The organism is Pseudomonas sp. NPDC089547 (assembly GCF_050280665.1).
Classification (GTDB): Bacteria; Pseudomonadota; Gammaproteobacteria; order Pseudomonadales; family Pseudomonadaceae; genus Aquipseudomonas.
In genome coordinates this window covers 167,741-188,348 of sequence record NZ_JBNNVS010000007.1, presented here as the reverse complement: position 1 = coordinate 188,348, position 20,608 = coordinate 167,741, and the positions used below count along the sequence as shown (strand labels likewise).

Sequence of the window (20,608 nt, the reverse complement as noted above, 5' to 3'; positions counted from 1 at the left end):
GGCTTCATGATGAACAGTCAGGAACTGGAAACCGCCGTACGTCTGGGCATGCACATCACCGTGGTGATCCTGCGTGACGACGGCTACGGCATGATTCGCTGGAAGCAGGCCAACATGGGCTTCACCGATTTTGGCTTGGACTACGGTAACCCGGACTTCGTCAAGTACGCAGAATCCTACGGTGCCAACGGCCACCGCGTGGAAAGCGCCGAAGCCTTGCTGCCACTGCTCGAGCACTGCATCAATACCCCAGGTGTACACGTGATCGACTGCCCGGTGGATTACAGCGAGAACGACCGCATTCTGAACATGGATCTGCGCGAACGTAGCGCTGCCATCTAAGGAGTTGGATATGCAACTGAAAGACTCACAATTGTTCCGCCAGCAAGCTTTCATTGATGGCCAATGGCTTGATGCTGACAGCAGCTTGGTAATCCGTGTGACGAACCCGGCCACGGGTGAAGTCATCGGTACCGTGCCGAAGATGGGCACCGCGGAAACCCGCCGCGCCATCGAAGCCGCCGACAAGGCACTGCCTGCGTGGCGTGCACTGACTGCCAAAGAGCGCTCGAGCAAGCTGCGTCGCTGGTTCGAACTGATGATCGAGAACCAGGACGACCTGGCTCGGCTGATGACCACCGAACAAGGCAAGCCGCTGGCCGAAGCCAAGGGCGAAATCGCCTACGCCGCCTCGTTCATCGAGTGGTTCGCCGAAGAAGCCAAGCGCGTCTACGGCGACACCATCCCGGGCCACCAGCCAGACAAGCGGCTGATCGTCATCAAGCAGCCGATCGGCGTTACCGCGGCCATTACCCCGTGGAACTTCCCGGCCGCCATGATCACCCGTAAAGCTGGACCAGCCTTGGCCGCTGGCTGCACCATGGTGCTCAAGCCTGCCTCGCAAACCCCGTACTCCGCCCTGGCCCTGGTCGAACTGGCCAACCGTGCCGGCATCCCGGCTGGCGTGCTGAGCGTGGTGACCGGCAGCGCTGGCGAAGTTGGCGGCGAGCTGACTGGCAACTCCCTGGTACGCAAACTGTCCTTCACCGGCTCGACCGATATCGGTCGCCAGCTGATGCAGGAGTGTGCCAAGGACATCAAGAAGGTTTCTCTGGAGCTGGGTGGCAACGCCCCGTTCATCGTGTTCGACGACGCCGATTTGGACAAGGCGGTGGAGGGCGCGATGATTTCCAAATTCCGTAATAACGGTCAGACCTGCGTCTGCGCCAACCGTATCTATGTGCAGGACGGTGTTTACGACGCATTCGCCGAGAAGCTGGCCGCTGCGGTTGCCAAGTTGAAGATTGGTAACGGTCTGGAAGATGGCACCACCACTGGCCCGTTGATCGACGGCAAGGCTGTCGCCAAAGTCCAGGAGCACATCGATGATGCCGTCTCAAAGGGCGCTAAGGTGCTTGCAGGTGGACAGCTGATCGAAGGCCACTTCTTCGAGCCCACTATCCTGATTGATGTGCCGAATAGTGCTGCCGTTGCCAAGGATGAAACCTTCGGTCCGCTGGCGCCGCTGTTCCGCTTCAAAGACGAAGCCGAAGTTATTGCCATGTCCAATGACACCGAATTCGGCCTGGCTTCATACTTCTATGCCCGTGACATGAGCCGTGTGTTCCGTGTCGCCGAGGCCCTGGAATACGGCATGGTCGGTATCAACACCGGCCTGATCTCCAACGAAGTCGCGCCATTCGGCGGCATCAAGGCCTCGGGCCTAGGCCGCGAAGGTTCCAAGTACGGTATCGAGGACTACCTCGAAATCAAATACCTGTGCTTGAGCATCTGAAGACCAGTTTCACTAACGCCCGGCTTAGGTCGGGCCTCTTGAAAGGAACGTCATCCATGCAAGCTTCGCAGCAACGAACGTGGTCTCGTTCAGGCATTCAGACCAGTGTGATGGGGTTTGGGGCCGCCCAGTTGGGCAACTTCATGGCACCTATCAGTGAGGATGCCGCGGCGGGACTGGTCCAGGCTACCTGGGACGCGGGCATTCGATTTTTTGATACCGCACCGAGCTATGGTCATGGTTTGAGCGAGGCGCGCTTAGGACAAGGACTGCGTTGGAAGCCTCGTGACCAATTTGTACTCGCTACCAAGGTCGGTCGGTTGCTGACCCCCCGTAGACGGGAAGAGATCGACTTCGGTTGCTGGATAAAAGGGCTACCTTTCGAGTGGAGATTTGACTACTCCTACGACGGTACGATGAGATCGATCGAAGATAGTCTTCAGCGAACGGGCCTAGAGCGCATTGATGTTGCGCTCATTCATGAAGTCGATGTTTACACCCATGGCAGCCAGCAGCCCGAGGTATTCGATTTCGCCATGAAGGGGGCTGGTAGGGCACTGCTTGAGCTTCGTGATCAGGGTGTTGTGAAGTCGATTGGGATCGGCGTCAATGAGAGCGATGTTGCTCATGAGGCCATCCGCCGCGTCGATTTTGACTGTCTTCTGCTGGCAGGGCGCTACACGCTCATCGAGCAAGATGCATTGAACGACTTTCTTCCCCAGTGTGAAGCACAAGGTGTCTCGCTCATCGTGGGCGGAGGCTACAACAGCGGGATTCTGGCCACGGGCGCGGTTCCTGGTGCGCGGTACAATTATGCACCTGCCGACGCTGATGTGCTGGAGCATGTGCGACGCATCGAGGCCGTATGTATTGACTTTGATGTTCCACTCAAATCGGCAGCGTTGCAATTCATCGCCGCACACCCCTCTGTGGCAAGCATTATTCCTGGTGTGCGCAGCGTCCAGCAGCTCAAGGAGAATATCTCGACATTTGAGCGCGAGATTCCTGACGATTTTTGGCATGAGCTTAAACGCAGATCGCTCATCCGAGCGGATGCACCCACACCAGCTTCACGCTGACCAAAGTTTTGATCCCTATGGATCCAGCGAGCATTTGCCTCACCGGTTCGGTGCTCGCTTTTTTCTTCATGCAGAACGTTGCACGCAGAACGCTTCTTAACAAAACCAATAAATGAAGAGGGTTTCATGAACAATGGATTTGTCGCTGGTGCAATCACCTGCCTCCTGACCGCACACGCAGCGGCTACAGAGATGACAGTCATCTCTTATGGAGGAGTCAGTAAGACGGTGCAAACCGAGGTGTTCTATCAGCCGTTTGAGGCGGCTCATCAGGTCAAGCTCATAGCCGGGGAATACAATGGCGAGATGGGGCGCATCAAGGTCATGGTCGACACCAACAGCGTGAACTGGGATGTCGTTCAGGTAGAGGGTGATGACCTTGTCCGTGGATGCGAGGAGGGCCTATTCGAACCCTTGGATCAAGCGCGACTTGGCAAGGAGGAAGACTTCGTGCCAGGCACACTGTCTGACTGCGGTGCGGGATTGTTGGTATGGTCGATGGCTTTGGCCTACAACACAGACGCGTTGTCTGTAGCCCCCAATGGCTGGCAAGATTTCTGGGACATCAAGAAATTTCCGGGGAAGCGCGCCCTACGCAAAGGGCCGAAGTTCACCCTTGAGGCTGCACTGATGGCTGACGGAGTTCCTCGCGAGGAGATCTATAAGGTTCTCTCCACCCCCGAAGGTGTAGATAGGGCTTTCAATAAGCTGGATGAGATCAAGCCATACATTCAGTGGTGGGAGGCCGGTGCTCAGCCCATGCAGTTCCTAGCCAGCAAAGACGTGGTAATGACCACAGCCTTCAACGGCCGGATCTATGCCGCCCAGCAGTCTGGCGCGCACATCAAGCCGATCTGGAATGGAAGCATTTACGCTATCGACTACTGGGCCGTACCGCGGGGAAGCAAAAACAAGGACCTCGCGGAAGACTTCATCGCATTCACCCTTCGCCCAGAGAATCAGGAAAAGCACACCACTCAGCTGGGATACGGCTCAGTCAATTTGCATACTGCTAGCTTGCTTGATCCAGCGCTGGCGGCGCAGCTCAACACTGCGCCTGCAAACATGGCGCAATCGATGGCCGTCAGCAGCGATTTCTGGATCGATCACGGTGAGGAGTTGCAGGAACGCTTCAACGCTTGGGTTGCCCGCAAAAGCTGAGTGAAGCATAGGCAAGCGGCGCATAGCCGCTTGCCTATGGGCATTGTGAGGGGAGGGCAAAAATATCGTAATTCGGACAGAGTAAAATAGCCGAGATGTCGCATTCTTTGAGGTAATCCTTCTATTTCTTAAACTCATGCGAGCTTAATCTGAACGCGTCTTAGGATTTTGCTCGGCAAGCGCAGCGACCGCTCGTTTCATCACGAGAGTACGATGTACTAAGGATCGTCAGAGAGCCGATGGGCATGGATTGCTGTATTCATTCGCATAAATGAAGTGAGGTCTAGGGACACTCGCGCCATTTGTTCGAATAGCTAGGTCATACAAAAACAATACGATAATTCACCAGGTTTCGGGCTTGCGTGCCAGTGTGCAGGAATGTCAGCTTCAGGTGAGTTATTTAGCATCGAGCAGCAAAAGAGACAGCAAAATAATGTCAAATAAACAAAAAATTTCGTTAGAAGATGCCCCCCTCAACAGTTTCCACAAGAAGCTTGCCGTCTACTCCTCAGGCGCGCCATTCTTGGATGGATACATTCTTAGCATTATTGGTGTCGTCCTAGTTCAGTTGAGCCAATCACTTCAGCTAAGTGTCTTTGAAGAAGGCATGGTTGCCGCGGCTTCCTTGGTCGGCATGTTCTTCGGTGGGTTCGTAGGTGGTCTTTTCACCGACAAACTGGGCCGGAAAACGCTCTACGTGCTGGTGCTGGTTGCTTTGGCTGTATTCTCCCTGGGTCAATTTTGGGTGAACTCCGCTGCGGCCCTGATTGTGCTGCGCTTGATGCTCGGTGTGGCTATTGGTGCGGACCACCCACTGGCGACGTCATTGCTCGCTGAATTCTTGCCGAAAAAGCAACGCGGCTCAATTTTGGCCAGTTTGGTGATGATGTGGTTTGTCGGTGCGGCAGTCGCTTACGTCGCGGGTGAGTTCATCCTTCGCGCCATGGGACCGGAGGCTTGGCGTTGGGCTTTGGCCAGTGCAGTCGTACCGGCGGTACTCTTCCTGATTATGCGCGCCGGTACCCCGGAGTCCGCACGTTGGTTGCTGAGTAAAGGCCGAGTCGCTGAGGCAGACCAGGTGATCAAGAAGGTGTATGGCGACAAGTTCTCTGTTGCGGATCTGCCAGAACCCGTCAGTGAGCGTCGCGTTTCGGTCTCGTCGTTGTTCCACTCGCACTATGGCAAGCGCATCTTCTTCGTAAGTATCTTCTGGACTTGTTCGATTATCCCGCAATTCGCAATCTATGCCTTTGCACCTAAAATCCTTTCTGCCATGGGCCTCACCGGAGACTTGGCTGCCTGGGGTGCGGTGGCTATTACCATTATCTTTGTCTTCGGCTGCCTGCTTGGGGTGAAGCTGATCAACCCGATGGGCCGTCGCAATATGCTCATCCACAGCTTCCTTTGGTCTGGATTGGCATTGCTGCTACTTGGCCTTTATCCGGATGGTGCGGGCTTGGTAACTCTCGCTCTGTTCGGTAGCTACGCGTTGTTCATCGGTGGCGCTCAGGTGCTCCAGTACGTCTATCCCAATGAATTGTTCCCTACTGAGGTTCGTGGTTCCGCGGTTGGATTGGCAACATCGCTGTCGCGCATCGGTGCGGCGATTGGTACTTATCTTGTGCCGATGTCTCTTTCCTCGATCGGTATTGCTAACACCATGATTGCTGCTTTCGGTATCTCGATGGTCGGTCTGTTCTTTACCTGGCTGATGGCTCCGGAAACACGCTCGCTTGACCTTGCTCAGGCAAGTGCAGCCTAGTACCTAAATTATCTGCTCTTGTTGTGTCACTTTGGGCGCGTCTTCAAAATGAAAACGCGCCATTTTTTGATGATTTATCAGAAGTAGTAGCCTACATTGCTGTAGACCTGACTTTCCCAACGGTTACTTCCGCCTCCGCCCAAGCTCTGGGTGAAATCACTCCCGCCGATGTAAGGGTCATTACGCCCATGCAGCCATTCGAGGGCCACCCAGATTGGCCCTAGGCTAAAGGAAGTGCCAAGAATTCCTCGCTGTGAGTCTTTGAACTGCTCCTGGTCTTTGTCAAACAGACTGTAGTTGGCGTAAACCTTGACCTTCGACAGCCAGCCAAAACGTTCGGCCAGTTCATAGCTGATGTCAGCTACATAGAGGTTGCCTTTGGAGGCGACATTGAACGTGGCATCAAATCCGCCAAAGGTCACCAGTGTCTCAGTCCCAGGATTTTTCGGGGTCATCTGTTGGCGCGCCGCCATTGCCTGGAAACCGAGCGGGCCGCGTTGGGCTTTAAGGTGTAGGGCGGTGGCCAGTCGCTGGCCATCTCGGCTGGTGTCGAAGTTGTGCAAGGTCGAGGACAGCAGCGTCACGCCGATCTCGCCTCTCCAGTCTCCGACGCGGTACTTACGAGCAAGACGCCCGACGATGATGTCACTCTCTTCGTTGTCGCTTCCTTGCGCCACATAGCTGTCGGCAGAGGCCACGCTAGTGCCGTAGGTTCGGCCACCACGGCTGGTACCGCGTCCCTGCTGTGCGGTGATTGGGTAGTAAGCTGCGCTGAGGTCCCAATTGTTGAACTGGCCGAGGTACTTGATGCCAATGTTCTGGGTATCCTCAAGGCCTACTACGTTACCGAGGGTCTCAAAGAAGGTACTACCGAAGTAGCGGCCCAGGCCGAATGGGATGTCGGTAAGGCCGATCTGAACCTGATGCTCGGGGGAAAACTTGTAGCCTGCCCAAGCGTGCTCGAAGAAGGCTATATCACCAATGTTGTCCGTGTATCGGTAAGGGAAGGCGTTGCCGTATAGGCGATACTGCACCGAGCCAGTCCAGCGCTCTAGGTCATAATCAGCGCGTAGGATGAGGGTATCGAAATCAATTTTGGAGATATCTCGGTCGGGGTCAAAATCGAACCTGCCGCGAATAGCACCTCCAACATCCAAATGCTCGGTAACTGGCACGGCCCAAGCCTCCTTTGGGTAGTCGATCGCGGCGAGCAAAGCGAGCGGAAGTGCATAGCGATGGATGTTCATGAATCGCTCCAGAATTATTCTTGTAAGGGCGATGAGGGGATGAAAGGGTTTTTTGGGCAGCGAGAAGCCATGGCGTCGCGACTGGCGACGCCATGGCTTTTAAAGGGATTGATTTAAAGGTCCGATCAAGCCCCCGAGCGCGGTCATCAGGCCGGCTCGGGGATAAGGGGATGTCTGGTACTCAGCCCCTTAGAGCGGAGGTTGCAGCCTCATCGATTTGCAGAGTTGTCGGGTCGATGACCACGCCATAGTCGCGCTTGGCGGTTTCAATGCTGATGTACTCGTCCAGTACATCTTCGAGCACTTCAGCGACCGTGCGCTTCAGCGGATTTCCCCAGCCACCGCCGCCGGTGCTCTCAAACATGAAAACGTCGCCAGCCTTGAACTTGTGCGAGGCCAACAACGGACTCGCCCACGAACCGTCGCTGGCGATACCGCCGATAACCTGGGCTGAACCGTTGGCGTGAACATGCGTCGCACGCTGGACCGCACTAGGCAGGCCTCCCGCGGCGCCCGGGCTGCCTTCGAGGGTACGTGAGGTTTCCATGCCCAGCTCACCGCCACCAAGGAAGCGGACTTTAAAGGTGGCGCCTAGGCCACCACGGTGGCGGCCTGCACCCGCCGAATCGCCGCGCAGCTCGAAGGCCTCATAGGCGATTGGGAAGAACAGCTCGGCGGTTTCGGCCGGCATGTTCATGCAGTTGCCCAATGGGTCCATGGTCACGCTCATGCCATCGGCATAGGGCGTGCCTCCCCAGCCACCGGCTGGCAAGTCGGAGAACACATCGGTTTTGCCGTCAGGTGAAGTGCAGCTCGCGACAAACCAGTTACATTCCGAGCAGGTGGAGCCGGTAATCTGCTCAGGGATAGCCTTGGCCAGGGCCTGCCAGATGGCGCTGGTTATTTTCGATGAGGTCAGAGTGGTGCAGCCGATGGTCGGTGCAGGCCATTTCGCGTTCAGCCAGCAGCCTTCGGGAAGAACGACCTCGATGGGGTTGAACATGCCTTGGTTTTGCGGTGCATCAGGTGCCAGGAAGAACTGCAAAGAGTACAGGGCCGCCGAAATGGTGTTTGCACGCGGCGAGTTGATTGCCCCCTGACAAATAGGGTCGGTACCGGCAAAATCGACCTTGATCGATGTGTCCTTGATCTCCAGCGTTACTTTCAGCTTGACGCGCTGATCGGTAATGCCGTCGGTGTCCGCGTAGTCCTCGGCCTCATAGATGCCGTTGGGAATCTTGCGAATCGATTCACGGATCATGCGCTCGGTGTAGGCCTGAATCTTCTTCATGGCCTTCTTCACAATCTCGGCGCCGTAGCGATCACATGCGCGTTGCAGCTCCTGCTCTGCGCCCAGCAGCGCACCCAGGTGCGCCTGAAGGTCGCCCTTGATGAAATGCGGAGTGCGCGAGTTATTGAGGATGATCGCTAGCAGATCCTCGTTGAGCTTACCGCCAGAGTAGATCTTCAGCGGCGGCAGACGCAGACCCTCCGCGGCGATGTGGGTACTAAAAGCCTGGCCACCAGCGCCGCCGCCGCCGAGGTCCATCCAGTGCCCACGGCTGACGCCGTAGCCGATCAGTTCTTGCTTGTAGAAAATCGGCTTGATAAACGAGATGTCGTTGATGTGGGTGCCACCGCGATAGGGGTCGTTGACCACCATCACGTCGCCCTCATGTACGTTCTCGCGACCAATGGTTTTTACCGCTTCCTCAGCGCTGAATTTCATTGCAGCCAAGTGCACTGGGCAGTTCGCCGCCTGGCTCAGCAGTTGGAGATCGGCATCGTAAATGGCGTTAGAGAAGTCCAGCATGTCTGCCAGAATCGGTGAGAACGAAGAACGTTGTAGCACGGTGGCCATACGGTCGCTGGCGTACTCGAAGATGCTGCGCATCACCTCGAAGGTGATTGGGTCAATGTCGTTGTCGACGTCATGACCAACTGATTGCTTGCTCATAGTGGGCTCCTTATTTTTATTTTTCGATGTCAATGACCAGGGCGCCCATCGCATTCACATGCGCATGGGTGTTTGGTGGCATCACGGTGCAGGCATGTTCGTACTCGATGATCGCGGGCCCCTGAATCTTGTGCTTGGTGCCCAGGGCTTCACCGTCGTAGACCTTGCACTGTGTCCACTGGCCATCGAAATACACATCGCGAACTGTCTTCACAGCATCGCCTTCGGTGGCATTAATCAGGTCGACCGGTGGTGGCGAGTCCATGCGGCCAATTGCAGTTACCCCGAATGAGACAAATGCAGGGGCAAAGTCGTCCGAGCTGACACCGAATTCCTGTTTGTGCGCCGCATGGAAGGCTTCCTCGATGCCAGGCAAGCACCCAGCAGTGAGTTCACCATCGGGGATGGGTGTATCAACCTCATAGGACTGGCCGACGTAGCGCATCTGCGCTGTACGGATCAGTTCGATGTCACTGTCCTTGTCGATACCCTGTTCACGGAGCACTGCCTTGGCTTTGGTCTCAAGCTCGGCCAGCATTTCGTTGATCTTGCCAAGGTCGGCCTCTTTCACGGGTGAGTAGTAGAAGCGCTCAAGGTCTTGACGCAAGTTCATCGCAGTTGCGCCAAAAGCCGAAGCCACACCGGCATAAGGTGGCACGATGACTTTAGGAATGTTCATCGACTTGGCAACGATGCAAGCATGCAAAGCACCAGCGCCGCCGAAGCTGGCGAACACAAAATCGCGAGGGTCACGACCTCGGGCAACGAGGATCTTCTTCACTGCCTGGGCCATGTATTCGCAACCGATGCGGATCATGCCCTCAGCGGTCTCAAGGGGAGAAAGGCCAATTTGTTTGGCCAGGCTGGCCATTGCTTTGTCTGCCGCCTCAACATCCAGGTTGAACTTGCCACCCAGGGTCGGCTCCAGCCGTCCCAGCAGCAGGTTGGCATCAGTGATGGTTGGTTGCACTCCGCCGCGACCATAGCAGACTGGCCCTGGTTCGGAGCCTGCGCTCTTGGGCCCAACGCGCAGCGAGCCGCCTTGGTCAACCCAGCCAATCGAGCCACCTCCAGACCCCACGCTATGGATGTCCAGCATTGGCACCACGATAGGTACTTCCCATTCCAACTCATGGTCGCGGGTGATGAGCCCTTTGCCGTGCTCGACAATTGATACGTCGAAGCTGGTACCGCCCACGTCGGTGTGCAGGATCTTGTCGAAACCGCTGAGTTCGGACAGGTAACCAGCATAGGCGACACCACCTGCTGGGCCTGATTCGAGCATGTCCTCTGGGTGCCGCCGGGCCAGCTCGGCGGACATCACACCGCCGCTACTCTTGAGGATCAGCAGCTTACCGGTGAACTGGTGTTGGTGGAGACGTGCTTCCAGGTCGTCCATGTACTTCACCATTACCGGCATACACGCTGCACGTACCGCTGTCGTTGTGAAGCGACCATGCTCGCGGAAGACCGGACGGGTTTCTCCAGAGAGAACCACGTGCACGTCAGGGCAGTGCTTCAGGAGGATGTCGCGCATCTGCTCCTCATGGCGAGTACTTGCATAGGAGTTGATGAAGCCGATGCCTACAGACTTGATGCCGGACGCCTTGATCTTCTGCGCGACTTCGTGGGCTGCATCAACATCCAGTGGTCGCTCGGTTTCGCCCCGAACGTTGGTGCGCTCAGGGACGGTATAGCGATAGCGACGCTTGATGATTGGCTTGGGTTTGGTTTGATAGGGGTCGTACAGGTGCTCACGGTGCTGCCGACCGATCTCAATGGTGTCGCGGAAACCTTCGGTAGTGATGAAGGCCGCATCTGGGTAGCTACGCTCGATCAGGGCGTTAGTTGCCGTGGTCGTGCCGTGCATGAGGTGCGAGATATCGGCAATTTCGATGCCCGCTTTTTCGATCGCCTCCAGCACTGCGATTGAGCGATCCTGTTTGGTGGTGAGCACTTTGGCCGTCACCTGCTTGCCTGATTTGTCTTCCCAGGCGAACAAGTCAGTAAATGTACCACCTACGTCAACGCCAACTCGCCACATACGATGTTCCTCCAGCTTTCGATTTTTTGTTTTGTTTGAAACCTGCCCCCCTAAATTCATACGGAATGCCCGCTGCCTCAATCAGACGGAACCAACAAATGGTGCAGGTCGCTCATACATTCGTACTAGCTCTGCTGCTGCACCGGTTGCATCTGGTCGCTTGCCAATCACAGTGTGCGTTTTGAAGTCACCATGCGTGCCACTGAACGATGAATGACGTGTCGGCCTTTCATACGATCGCATGAGCTGACGTGTCATTTTCCTAATAGCGTTTGATTGTCCAAGCCTACGGTCCTTCACAAACTGGTCGTGACCGTTTCGACCACCTGGGGCTATCACAATGAAACTAATACCCACCCCGCCTTTGAAGCGCAGCTTCTGGATGGAGTCCTCTGACTTTGAGGCAGCGATCTCTCCGACTTTGAAGGGCAATCATGAAGTCGATGTGCTGATCATTGGCGGCGGCTTTGTCGGGCTATGGACTGCAATGACGCTGAAGCAACTGGAGCCTGATGCTCGAGTGATGATTCTCGAACAAGATGTGTGTGGAGGAGGGGCCTCTGGCCGTAACGGAGGATTCGTAATGTCTTGGTGGCCGAAGATCGGCACACTCCGATCCTTCTGTGATGAGCACCAAGCACGTTTTCTAGGAGAGCGAGCGGAGAGGGCGATCTACGAGTTAGGCGAGTTCTGCGCAGAGCATGAAATTGATGCCCACTTTCAGCAGAAAGGTTGGCTGTGGACTGCTACCACACCGCAGCATATCGATACTTGGAACGGCACATTGTCAGCTTGTGAGAGACTCGGAGTGCAGCCGTTCGAGCGGTTGGATGCCGAGCAAGTCGCTCGCCGCACCGGTTCCGCAGTTCATCTGGCAGGTGTGTTCGAGCGTAGCAACGCAACTGTCCAACCCGCCTTGCTGGCCCGAGGAATGCGTCGAGTGGCCATTGCCCAAGGCGTGGACATTCATGAGCGCTCGGCGGTCACGAAAATTGTGCCAGGGCAGCCTGCCCAGGTTCTGACCGAACAGGGAACGGTGACTGCCCGTAACGTGGTGTTAGCTACTAATGCCTGGGCGGCCCAACTCCCGGAATTGGCTCAGTTGATGGTTCCAGTGAACAGCTCAATCGTGATTACTGAAGCTATGCCCGCGAGGTTGGCGAGTGCTGGCTGGGCAGGGGGGGAGGCGATCACCGACTCGCAGCTGATGGTTGATTACTACCGAACCACACGGGATGGACGCATCGCTTTTGGCAAAGGAACAGGTGCAATCGCTTTTGGATCACAAATTGGCCCTGTATTCAGTAATGATCGAGCAAGCCTTGAACTCACCAAAGCTGATCTGCGACGAACTTATCCTGAGTTTAAAGATGTTGGTCTGACGCATGAGTGGTCGGGGCCGATCGATCGTACCTACGACAGTCTGCCGGTGTTTGGTTGCCTCAATGGCTGCCCTAACATCCACTACGGCATTGGCTGGAGCGGCAATGGAGTAGGGCCGAGCAGGCTTGGCGGGAGGATTCTTGCCAGCCTTGCTTTAGGCAGGAATGACGAGTGGAGCCAATGCCCGCTCGTGGACCGAAACTGTCGTCGATTCCCGCCTGAGCCGATTCGTTATTTAGGTGGGTCGATGGTGCGCAATGCTGTCATTCGCAAGGAAAGGGCTGAACTTGGAGGGGAGGCTGTGTCCGGCATAGACCGCTTCCTGTCACGTTTCGCCCCTGCTGGTCTCGAAGACAAAGCTTAAGGAGAAAAGCATGTCACCAATACTCATCAGATTGATCGACGATAGCGAGTTCTCGCCAGCCGTGCCAGTAGGCCGACCCATAGGGGTAGTCGTCGCAAACAGCCGCACGGCTCATCATCGCATGCTTGATGATCGGCAAGCATCGACCGGTTTTTGGGAATGTGAACCCGGACAATTTCGTCGCCAGGTAGTACAAGCGGAATACAGTTTTATCGTAAGCGGCGAGGGTAGTTTCACACCTGACGATGGTGAAACGGTCGAATTCAAGGCTGGAGACGTTATCTACTTCAAAGCCCAAACTGAAGGCGTCTGGAACATCCGGCAAACGGTACGCAAAAGCTATCTCATTTTGGACTGAGATTCTCCAGTCTCGGGCATTCCCTCTTAGCCGATTTTCCTTTGCGCTGAGGGGAATGCCGCGTTTTGATCTACTGAGAGGTCGGTGTCGATTACTCCCCAGCACCGGCTATGTCACCAGCTCTGAGGGCAATCCACAGTACTGCAACATCTTCAGTGCTATCCAGCGAACGGCCAGTAATCTCCTCGATGCGCCGTATTCTGTAAACAAGAGTCTGCTTGTGTACGTTCAAATGCTGTGCGGCTTTTTGCCAAGATCGGTTGTGCTCAAGGAAAGTTCTGAGGGTTTGGTTGAACTGCGTGTTCTGCTGGAGATCGTAATCCAGCAGGGCGCCGAGGACGTCACGATGCAAGCGCTGAGCCTCATCCAGGCTATCCGGAAGCCAAGGTGCCGTCGTGTGAGAGCTGCCGTAGTGGGCCAGGGGACGTTGAACGCTTGTGTGCGCTAATGCCAGGCGTGCTTCACGTAAAGTTTCGATAATCCTTTCAGGGTGCCCGAGAGCGTTGCTCAAGCCCATTGAGCAACCTAGTGCCTTTTGAATGACGCCTGCCGCATCGCTCGAAGCCATGAGGAAAATCACTTCATCCCCTTGGCTGCGGAGCAAGAAGTCTTGCCTTTGCCGAAGCAGCTGCTTTTGCCAGCCTGTAGGAAGCTCCTTAGCTGGTCGAGCCAGGGCCATTACTGCTGGCTCTACTGTGCCAAGGATCTCTTGTAGGCGTTCCTTCCCTGCGCGTTCAGCAATTCGCTGTTGAAGCAGGTCATCGAGCAGTTCGGAACCAAGACGCAGCTGGCGTTCCTGTTCCGCTTGAAGGCGTTCGAGTTCGTTTCCAGCCACGGCGGCGACATGGTGGAGGAGGCCGTAATCGAGTAAATCTCCACTTATAGCCAAGATGGAGCAAGATGGTTGCGTGGGTAACGCCATGACCATGGCTTCGTCATTGGTGTCCGCACGTATACAGCGTAATACGGCCGGCTGAGCACCACGAAGCTCCTGCCGGCGGCTGTGAATTGCCTGATGCCAAGAGTCAGGAAGGGGCGGCAGATTGCCCTGCCAGGGCACCAAACTTTGCGTATCGAACAGATACAGGCTTGAGCGTACGTCTTTACCCAGACGATCAAGGAGCGAGCCGACACCAATGTCTCTCAAGCCCATACGGGCGCTTTCATAGACTCTGCTTATCGCGCTCTGGCGTTCGAACTCTTGTTGCCTGTCCGCATCGACGATAGCTCGAGTCACTGCTGAGAAGGGAATGGAGTAATGCGTCATCAGAACCGGAAAACCACGCTCTCCTGCCGCTTCACATAATGTGGTTAGGTCCGCCGGCGCCTGCATATTTTCACCGATCATTAAGCCTGAGACTTTTGCGTGAGTCAGGCGCTCCACATATTCACGTTGAGCGTCGGGTTCGGCTGGGATACCCATACCGGTAGTCATCAGCAGGTCGCCTTCGCCGAGCCATTCCGTTGGGTCAGCCAACTCGCATACATGAGCCCAGCGAACATTATGAGCGAGACCCTCTGTGCCTGTGAGTAAGCGAGTTCTCAATGAGTTGTTGTGGATGATGTCGCTTATGGTGAACTTCATGAGCAATTCCGGCTAAAAGGAAGGTTCAGCGGCGCCACAGCATCGTAATTGTAAGGGCGGTAGCCAGAATACCTTGAAGCTGTCTCGGGCAATACAGGTCGTGATATGAGCGTCCGAAAACCTGTCTAGAGATGGATTGGGATCATGCTTAGGAGGATCACTCAGGCGTCCCGCCATGGTTCATCCAAAGCGGGACAAATGAGGTTTATCAACCTTAGCTTTCTTTACCAGCGCGCATCTGGCCCCAGCGGAGGTTCGCATTCACACCGATACTGAGGAAGGGCTCGGGCGGGTTTCGGTTGGGACCGTCAGAATTGAGTAGAAAATCGATCAATTCGTCACGTTCACCTGCTAGCCAGTCAGCGAGCAGTGTGCCTGTAGCCGTTCCGCGGGTTATGCCAAGGCCGTTGCAGCACAACGCTGCGTGGATATTCGGCGCCAAGCTTCCGAAGTGCGAGAGATGGTTACGCGACAAGCACATTGAGCCACCCCAGGAGTACTCGAAGGGCATGCCTGCGAGCATGGGAAACCGCCGTTCGAAAGAAGCACGGTGCTGTCGACCGGCACGATCAAGGTAGCGCTGGTGTGCGCGACCGTCAGCGTTGAAACTAAAACTGTTCCGAACCAGCAGGCGCTGGTCCGGCGTCCGGCGAAGGGTACTCCCGAACGGGTCTGCCGGGATGATACCCCAGGTTCTCTTGCCCCCAAGACGTGTTTGCTCCTCTTCGGTCAAGGGGCGGGTCATGCTCGCATAGGTGAAGATTGGCAGAAGTCGACCAGTTAGAAAACCGAAGTGGCTTGCGAAGGCATTGTTGGTAAGCAGCAGCTGATTCGCGATGATCTCACCGTTCTTATGCTTCAGCGTCGTGCGCTGTCCTTGCTCAAGATGGGTGATCACCGTGTTCTCATACAGAATCACATTATCAGGCAGGCTTTCGGCAAGCCCTTTAGCGAGAGCTGCTGGCTGAAGCAGCAATGTTCCCGGTGTGAAGAGAGCTTTGCGGTAGAAATCTGTGCCTAAGTGATCGGCGACATCAGGACCATCAATCATCTCATAGGGCTGGCCGAGCTTATCCAGACCACTGCGGTATGCGTCCAGAACGGCTAGTCCCTTGGGCTCAATCGCGGCCTGGTATTTTCCATCTGGTCGCATTTGACAATCGATGCCGTGCTGCTCAATCAAAATCTTAAGGATCGCTTGGGCACGGAGGTTTAGCTTCAGATTCATGCGTGCCGTAGGGAGGTCGCCGATGTAGTCAGGAGCACCGATGTCGTGAGGCAAGTCGATTGCAAAGCCTGAATTTCGACCGGAAGCGCCGAACCCGACTTGTTGAGCCTCAACCAGAACAACAAGATCATCGGGGTAGCGGATTGCCAACTGCCTCGCTGCGGCAAGACCTGTGAAGCCCGCGCCCAGAACAACCCAACGTGCTTCAGTACGCCCGCTATGGGCTGGCTCTACGGTGCGAGGAGGGCTCAGGTGAAACCACCCACAACCGTTGTCGTCGGCGGGTGTCGAGGTATTTCTGTACATGTGACTCTTCTTGGGGTGTTGTTTTTGGCGACTATCGCACCCGCTGAAAGAGCGAAATATAACGTTACGGACAACAAATATGATAGTTAAGAGTTTGGAGTAATTTCTGTATACTTTGTGCCTATCGCCAATGTAAAAATGCGATGCCCATTTGGATATTCAATAACAATAAATACAGGAAAGCATTGTGGATCGACGCATCAGCGCGACATCTCAGGGGAGAGGCATCCGTATTGGGATCGGCCTGTGCCTACTCTCGATGTTCATCTTCGCGGCGCAAGACGGTGTTACGAAAACTCTGGTCCAGGACCTGCCAATTGCTCAGCTGGTTATGGTCCGGTATTGGTTTTTCTTGCTGTTCGCGATCATATTCGTGTCAATGAAGGGTGAGATGAGGAGGGCGATTAAGAGTGCTCATCCGATGCTTCAGATGGTCCGAGCTTTGCTGGGCGTGTTCGAGATAGCCGTGTTCGGGCTGGCACTGCATTATCTGGGGCTCGCAGAAACCCATGCGATTTATGCAATTTTTCCATTGTTGACAATGGTCCTGGCCGGTTTTGTACTACGAGAGCATGTCAGCCTACGTCAGGCTATTGCTGCGGTGATTGGATTTATCGGGACGCTGATCATCCTCCAGCCAGGCATAGGCGTGTTCAGCGTGGCATCGCTGATCCCTTTGCTGGCCGCGTTTATGTTCGCTGTGTTCAATATCCTTACGCGCAAGATTAGTCAGACTGACCCCTTTGGGACCAACATGATTTATATGGGATTTTGGGGCGCCGTAGCTTCGACTTTCACCGGTTTACCGCAGTGGACCACACCTACTGCGCATGAGTGGGGACTGTTGCTCATTCTCTGTGTTACAGGGGTGGCCGCACAACTACTCTTGCTGCAAGCCCTTAAATACACGACAGCGGTCATTTTACAGCCCTTCAATTATTCACTGTTGATATTCGCTTCGCTGATCGGTGTCGTATGGTTCAGGGAAGCTTTGGATGGTTTTCTGATCGTTGGTTCGGTGCTGGTAGTCGTAGGGGGGATTTTCTCGATCAAGCGTTTCAGTAATGGTAATTCATAATTAACAAGATTTTTAGACTTCAATGGACGTTGAAATTCTGTGGTGCTTTTTTGTGAATCAACCAAACGCTTGGATTTCAATCCGATAACCGGGGAGGGCCAGTTGGGCTCCGACGCAAGCGCGTACTGGGGGCTGGTCGCCCACCCACGCATCGTATATTTCGTTCATGCTCTCAACCTCGCTCATATCTGCGAGCCAAATTTGGATGCGCGTCAGGTCGGCTTTAGTTGCGCCAATCTGAGCCAACCAGTCATCGAGCTGGCCCAGGACACAGCGCGTTTGCTCCGAAATATTCCCATCTGGGTCTTGGGCAACAATGCCTGAGGTTTCGATACGACCGTCTACCAGAATCATTTGGCTTGCCCGCTTTCCGGGGTTGATACGTTGGATCATTGTTAAATCCTCAGAGCAGATTTTAGTGTGGGATACTAAACGTCGTCATGAAATCGTCGTCATGAAATCCCAAAAACCATGACTACAGGCTTACCTACCCGCAGGGAATAGCCGAACCACCGCGCGTCAAGTGCAGGTGGTCTGGTCAATACTACGGTGTACCACCCATCTCACTGAAGGGCGAAGAGGGTGGTACGCCGAAGGCTAGTTACGCTGCGCTAAACGTTTTATGCGGGTCGATGACAAATTTCTTCGGTACACCAGCATCGAACTCGCCGTAACCTTCAGGGGCTTGGTCAAGACTGATGACTTGAACGCCTACGATCTCGGCAATATTGATCCGATCCCACATGATTGCTTGCATCAGTTGGCGGTTGTACTTCATGGTCGGGGTCTGGCCGGTGTGGAAGCTATGCGACTTGGCCCAACCCAGGCCGAAGCGGATGCTCAGCGCGCCGATCTTGGCAGCAGCATCCACCGCGCCTGGATCTTCGGTCACATACAGGCCTGGGATACCGATGTTGCCCGCCACGCGAGTCACCTGCATCAGCGAGTTGAGTACGGTAGCCGGAGCCTCATGCTTGGCACCTTCGTGGCCGTGGCCGCGGGCTTCGAAACCTACCGCATCGACGGCGCAGTCCACTTCCGGCTCACCAAGAATGTCGATGATCTGTTCATGCAGAGGAGTGTCCTTGGACAGATCAACCACCTCAAAGCCCTGGGCTTTGGCATGCGCCAGACGCAATGGGTTCAGGTCACCGACGATCACGCAAGCAGCGCCCAACAGGCGAGCTGACGCAGCAGCGGCCAGGCCGACTGGCCCAGCACCGGCAATGTAAACCGTACTGCCCGGACCAGCACCTGCGGTAACGGCGCCGTGGTAGCCCGTCGGCAGGATGTCGGACAGACATGTGAGGTCGCGGATCTTCTCCATGGCCTTGTCGCGGTCCGGCAACTTCAACAGGTTGAAGTCCGCGTAAGGCACCAGTACGTATTCGGCCTGGCCACCGGTCCAGTCGCCCATGTCGACGTAGCCGTAGGCGCCACCGGCGCGGGCCGGGTTGACGGTGAGGCACACGCCGGTGTGCATCTCTTTGCATGAACGGCAACGCCCGCACGCGACGTTGAAAGGCACCGATACCAGGTCGCCGATCTTCAGGCGCTCAACATCACGACCCAGCTCAATAACTTCGCCGGTGATTTCATGGCCGAGTACCAGGCCGACTTGGGCAGTGGTTCGACCACGAACCATATGCTGGTCGGATCCGCAAATGTTGGTGGAGACCACCTTCAAGATGACGCCGTGCTCGATCTTCTTGCCGCGCGGATCCTGCATTTTCGGATAGTCGATGTGCTGAACCTCGACTTTACCTGCGCCCAGATACACGACGCCTCTGTTGCTTGCACTCATGACTTACTTCTCCTTCGTCAAAGGTCTAGCCATTTGAATTCAGTCCTTCAGGAAGCTGTCTTCAAACGGGTAATGAGTCAGCACCTCGCAACCGGTCTCGGTAACGAGTAGCTGATTCTCAAGCTTGATGCCGTCACGCCCACCCACCTCACCGATATACGCTTCAACACAAAGCGCCATGCCGGGTTCAAGTACGCCGGCGTATCCATGAGACTCGAAGTCTTCTGGATAGCGGATGCAGGGGTACTCATCGCATAGGCCGACTCCATGGAACATGACGCCGTAGCGCTGCTGCCGGCAGGACTCAGGCAGCCGATGCCCATTAGCGGTGAGTTCCGCGAAGCTGATGCCGGGACGTACCAGTTGGGTGTTGAAAGTGATGTGTTCATGCGCAATGCGGTACAGACGTTTTTGCTCCGCAGTAGGCTGTCGTTCGCCGCAAATCCAGCTGCGAGACATGTCTACGCAGAAGCCGTAAACACCGATCAGATCGGTATCGAAAGAAAGCAGATCTCCATCGCTCAGGACGCGGGGGCCAGACTCTTGATACCAAGGGTTGGTGCGAGGTCCGGAACTGAGGATGCGGGTTTCGATCCATTCGCCACCACGGCGAATGTTGCCCGCGTGAAGTGCTGCCCATACGTCGTTTTCGGTAGCACCGCGGCGCATGACCTGGCGCATTTCAGCGATCGATGCCTCGCATGACGCAACTGCGCAGCGCATGGCCACAATCTCGTCCGGGCCCTTTATCACCCGTGCGAACTCTGTCACTTCCTGTCCGCTGTGCACTTCGACACCCAAGGCATCCAGTGCCCGCAAGCCAGAAACCTCGATTCGGTCCACAGCCAATCGACGGTTGTTGCCCGCGTGGACGCGCATCAGTTCGTCAATTTGCGCCGCGAAGCGCTTGGCGTGCTGATCGGTATGTTCACCGGTTTCGAAGTAGAAGAACGATGCACCGCTGCGCAGTTCGCTCACCAGCGGCAGGTGTGCAGATAAATGCCCGCACCCATGGAAGTCCCACAGCACAACATGGCCGCTGGCGCTGACGAAACAGGCCCGCGCTGGGTTATGGGTGGTCCACAGCTGCATGTTGGTCGTATCAGTGGCGTAGCGAATATTGAGCGGGTCGAACAACAGAATCCCTGCCAGATCTTTCTTTACCAACTCTTCTTGTAAGCGTCGCAGCCGGTATTCGCGCATGGTTGGGAGATGGGGCGTTTGCAGTCCCAGAGCTTCCCATTCAGCAAATGCCAGGGGAGTGGGGCCGATTTCAACCCGGTCGTTATCGTCAACTGAACCATCACGTTTAAGTAGAGCGGCGCGCTGTCTGGAAGGATCAATACGGCGTGCATCAGAAGCTATCGAAAACGGCGAACTCATCATGGATACCCCCGCTAACAATTCTTGGGGCGCCCCCAGACACCTTGTGTAGGGAGCACCCGACGAATGAACTA

Annotated in this window: 16 protein-coding genes; 8 read left to right on the top strand and 8 right to left on the bottom strand. The window is 55.6% G+C overall.

Annotated features, from left to right (window positions below):
- From ACQKPZ_RS07735 to ACQKPZ_RS07715, 5 genes are all read left to right on the top strand, one after another.
- The coding region (locus tag ACQKPZ_RS07735; protein ID WP_427536654.1) for a thiamine pyrophosphate-dependent enzyme at positions 1-342 on the top strand (342 nt) is incomplete at its 5' end.
- A 10-nt stretch (positions 343-352) separates the two neighbouring features.
- Positions 353-1,795 carry an NADP-dependent succinate-semialdehyde dehydrogenase gene (gene gabD / locus ACQKPZ_RS07730; RefSeq protein WP_427536652.1) on the top strand — a complete coding sequence of 481 codons (1,443 nt, stop codon included), beginning with the start codon at positions 353-355 and terminating at the stop codon, positions 1,793-1,795.
- A gap of 56 nt (positions 1,796-1,851) precedes the next feature.
- Positions 1,852-2,874, top strand: coding sequence for an aldo/keto reductase (locus tag ACQKPZ_RS07725; RefSeq protein ID WP_427536650.1), 1,023 nt, complete (start codon positions 1,852-1,854; stop codon positions 2,872-2,874).
- Positions 2,875-3,000: 126 nt separating this feature from the next.
- Positions 3,001-4,035, top strand: coding sequence for an ABC transporter substrate-binding protein (locus ACQKPZ_RS07720; protein WP_427536648.1), 1,035 nt, complete (start codon positions 3,001-3,003; stop codon positions 4,033-4,035).
- A gap of 433 nt (positions 4,036-4,468) precedes the next feature.
- On the top strand, positions 4,469-5,797 hold the full coding sequence (locus ACQKPZ_RS07715) for an MFS transporter (RefSeq protein ID WP_400693392.1): 1,329 nt from the start codon (positions 4,469-4,471) through the stop codon (positions 5,795-5,797).
- A 77-nt stretch (positions 5,798-5,874) separates the two neighbouring features.
- Here the strand turns inward: ACQKPZ_RS07715 and ACQKPZ_RS07710 are convergent, their stop codons facing one another.
- From ACQKPZ_RS07710 to ACQKPZ_RS07700, 3 genes are all read right to left on the bottom strand, one after another.
- Positions 5,875-7,044: a hypothetical protein gene (locus ACQKPZ_RS07710; protein WP_427536646.1), complete on the bottom strand. Its 1,170-nt coding sequence runs from the start codon at positions 7,042-7,044 to the stop codon at positions 5,875-5,877.
- Positions 7,045-7,225: 181 nt separating this feature from the next.
- Positions 7,226-9,001, bottom strand: coding sequence for a hydantoinase B/oxoprolinase family protein (locus tag ACQKPZ_RS07705; RefSeq protein ID WP_427536644.1), 1,776 nt, complete (start codon positions 8,999-9,001; stop codon positions 7,226-7,228).
- A gap of 16 nt (positions 9,002-9,017) precedes the next feature.
- Entirely contained in the window at positions 9,018-11,105 is a 2,088-nt protein-coding gene (locus ACQKPZ_RS07700; RefSeq protein WP_427536642.1) for a hydantoinase/oxoprolinase family protein, read from the bottom strand.
- 280 nt (positions 11,106-11,385) lie between these two features.
- Between ACQKPZ_RS07700 and ACQKPZ_RS07695 the strand changes: the two genes are divergently transcribed.
- Together ACQKPZ_RS07695 and ACQKPZ_RS07690 are read left to right on the top strand one after the other, a co-directional pair.
- Positions 11,386-12,792 carry an NAD(P)/FAD-dependent oxidoreductase gene (locus ACQKPZ_RS07695; RefSeq protein WP_427536640.1) on the top strand — a complete coding sequence of 469 codons (1,407 nt, stop codon included), beginning with the start codon at positions 11,386-11,388 and terminating at the stop codon, positions 12,790-12,792.
- Positions 12,793-12,802: 10 nt separating this feature from the next.
- The gene (locus tag ACQKPZ_RS07690) at positions 12,803-13,150 is read left to right on the top strand and encodes a cupin domain-containing protein (protein ID WP_427536638.1); all 348 of its coding nucleotides are present in this window, start codon (positions 12,803-12,805) and stop codon (positions 13,148-13,150) included.
- 91 nt (positions 13,151-13,241) lie between these two features.
- Here ACQKPZ_RS07690 and ACQKPZ_RS07685 read toward each other — a convergent pair whose 3' ends face one another.
- Complete coding sequence (locus ACQKPZ_RS07685) at positions 13,242-14,735, bottom strand: PucR family transcriptional regulator (RefSeq protein ID WP_427536636.1); 1,494 nt, start codon at positions 14,733-14,735, stop codon at positions 13,242-13,244.
- A 214-nt stretch (positions 14,736-14,949) separates the two neighbouring features.
- Entirely contained in the window at positions 14,950-16,269 is a 1,320-nt protein-coding gene (locus tag ACQKPZ_RS07680) for an NAD(P)/FAD-dependent oxidoreductase (RefSeq protein WP_427536634.1), read from the bottom strand.
- Positions 16,270-16,456: 187 nt separating this feature from the next.
- On the opposite strand from ACQKPZ_RS07680, the gene ACQKPZ_RS07675 reads away from it, so the two are divergent.
- Positions 16,457-17,347 carry a DMT family transporter gene (locus tag ACQKPZ_RS07675; RefSeq protein WP_427536632.1) on the top strand — a complete coding sequence of 297 codons (891 nt, stop codon included), beginning with the start codon at positions 16,457-16,459 and terminating at the stop codon, positions 17,345-17,347.
- Between the two features lie 57 nt (positions 17,348-17,404).
- Here the strand turns inward: ACQKPZ_RS07675 and ACQKPZ_RS07670 are convergent, their stop codons facing one another.
- The 3 genes from ACQKPZ_RS07670 to dddP form a co-directional block, all read right to left on the bottom strand.
- On the bottom strand, positions 17,405-17,740 hold the full coding sequence (locus ACQKPZ_RS07670; protein WP_427536630.1) for a RidA family protein: 336 nt from the start codon (positions 17,738-17,740) through the stop codon (positions 17,405-17,407).
- 208 nt (positions 17,741-17,948) lie between these two features.
- Positions 17,949-19,151: a formaldehyde dehydrogenase, glutathione-independent gene (gene fdhA / locus ACQKPZ_RS07665; RefSeq protein ID WP_427536628.1), complete on the bottom strand. Its 1,203-nt coding sequence runs from the start codon at positions 19,149-19,151 to the stop codon at positions 17,949-17,951.
- Positions 19,152-19,190: 39 nt separating this feature from the next.
- Positions 19,191-20,534, bottom strand: a complete 1,344-nt coding sequence (gene dddP / locus ACQKPZ_RS07660) for a dimethylsulfonioproprionate lyase DddP (protein ID WP_427536626.1) — start codon at positions 20,532-20,534, stop codon at positions 19,191-19,193.
- Between the last annotated feature and the right edge of the window lie 74 nt (positions 20,535-20,608).

Coding starts and splice junctions, on each gene's coding strand:
- gabD (WP_427536652.1), top strand. CDS start 353: ATGCAACTGAAAGACTCACAATTGTTCCGCCAGCAAGCTTTCATTGAT.
- ACQKPZ_RS07725 (WP_427536650.1), top strand. CDS start 1,852: ATGCAAGCTTCGCAGCAACGAACGTGGTCTCGTTCAGGCATTCAGACC.
- ACQKPZ_RS07720 (WP_427536648.1), top strand. CDS start 3,001: ATGAACAATGGATTTGTCGCTGGTGCAATCACCTGCCTCCTGACCGCA.
- ACQKPZ_RS07715 (WP_400693392.1), top strand. CDS start 4,469: ATGTCAAATAAACAAAAAATTTCGTTAGAAGATGCCCCCCTCAACAGT.
- ACQKPZ_RS07710 (WP_427536646.1), bottom strand. CDS start 7,044: ATGAACATCCATCGCTATGCACTTCCGCTCGCTTTGCTCGCCGCGATC.
- ACQKPZ_RS07705 (WP_427536644.1), bottom strand. CDS start 9,001: ATGAGCAAGCAATCAGTTGGTCATGACGTCGACAACGACATTGACCCA.
- ACQKPZ_RS07700 (WP_427536642.1), bottom strand. CDS start 11,105: ATGAATTTAGGGGGGCAGGTTTCAAACAAAACAAAAAATCGAAAGCTG.
- ACQKPZ_RS07695 (WP_427536640.1), top strand. CDS start 11,386: ATGAAACTAATACCCACCCCGCCTTTGAAGCGCAGCTTCTGGATGGAG.
- ACQKPZ_RS07690 (WP_427536638.1), top strand. CDS start 12,803: ATGTCACCAATACTCATCAGATTGATCGACGATAGCGAGTTCTCGCCA.
- ACQKPZ_RS07685 (WP_427536636.1), bottom strand. CDS start 14,735: ATGAAGTTCACCATAAGCGACATCATCCACAACAACTCATTGAGAACT.
- ACQKPZ_RS07680 (WP_427536634.1), bottom strand. CDS start 16,269: ATGTACAGAAATACCTCGACACCCGCCGACGACAACGGTTGTGGGTGG.
- ACQKPZ_RS07670 (WP_427536630.1), bottom strand. CDS start 17,740: ATGATCCAACGTATCAACCCCGGAAAGCGGGCAAGCCAAATGATTCTG.
- fdhA (WP_427536628.1), bottom strand. CDS start 19,151: ATGAGTGCAAGCAACAGAGGCGTCGTGTATCTGGGCGCAGGTAAAGTC.
- dddP (WP_427536626.1), bottom strand. CDS start 20,534: ATGAGTTCGCCGTTTTCGATAGCTTCTGATGCACGCCGTATTGATCCT.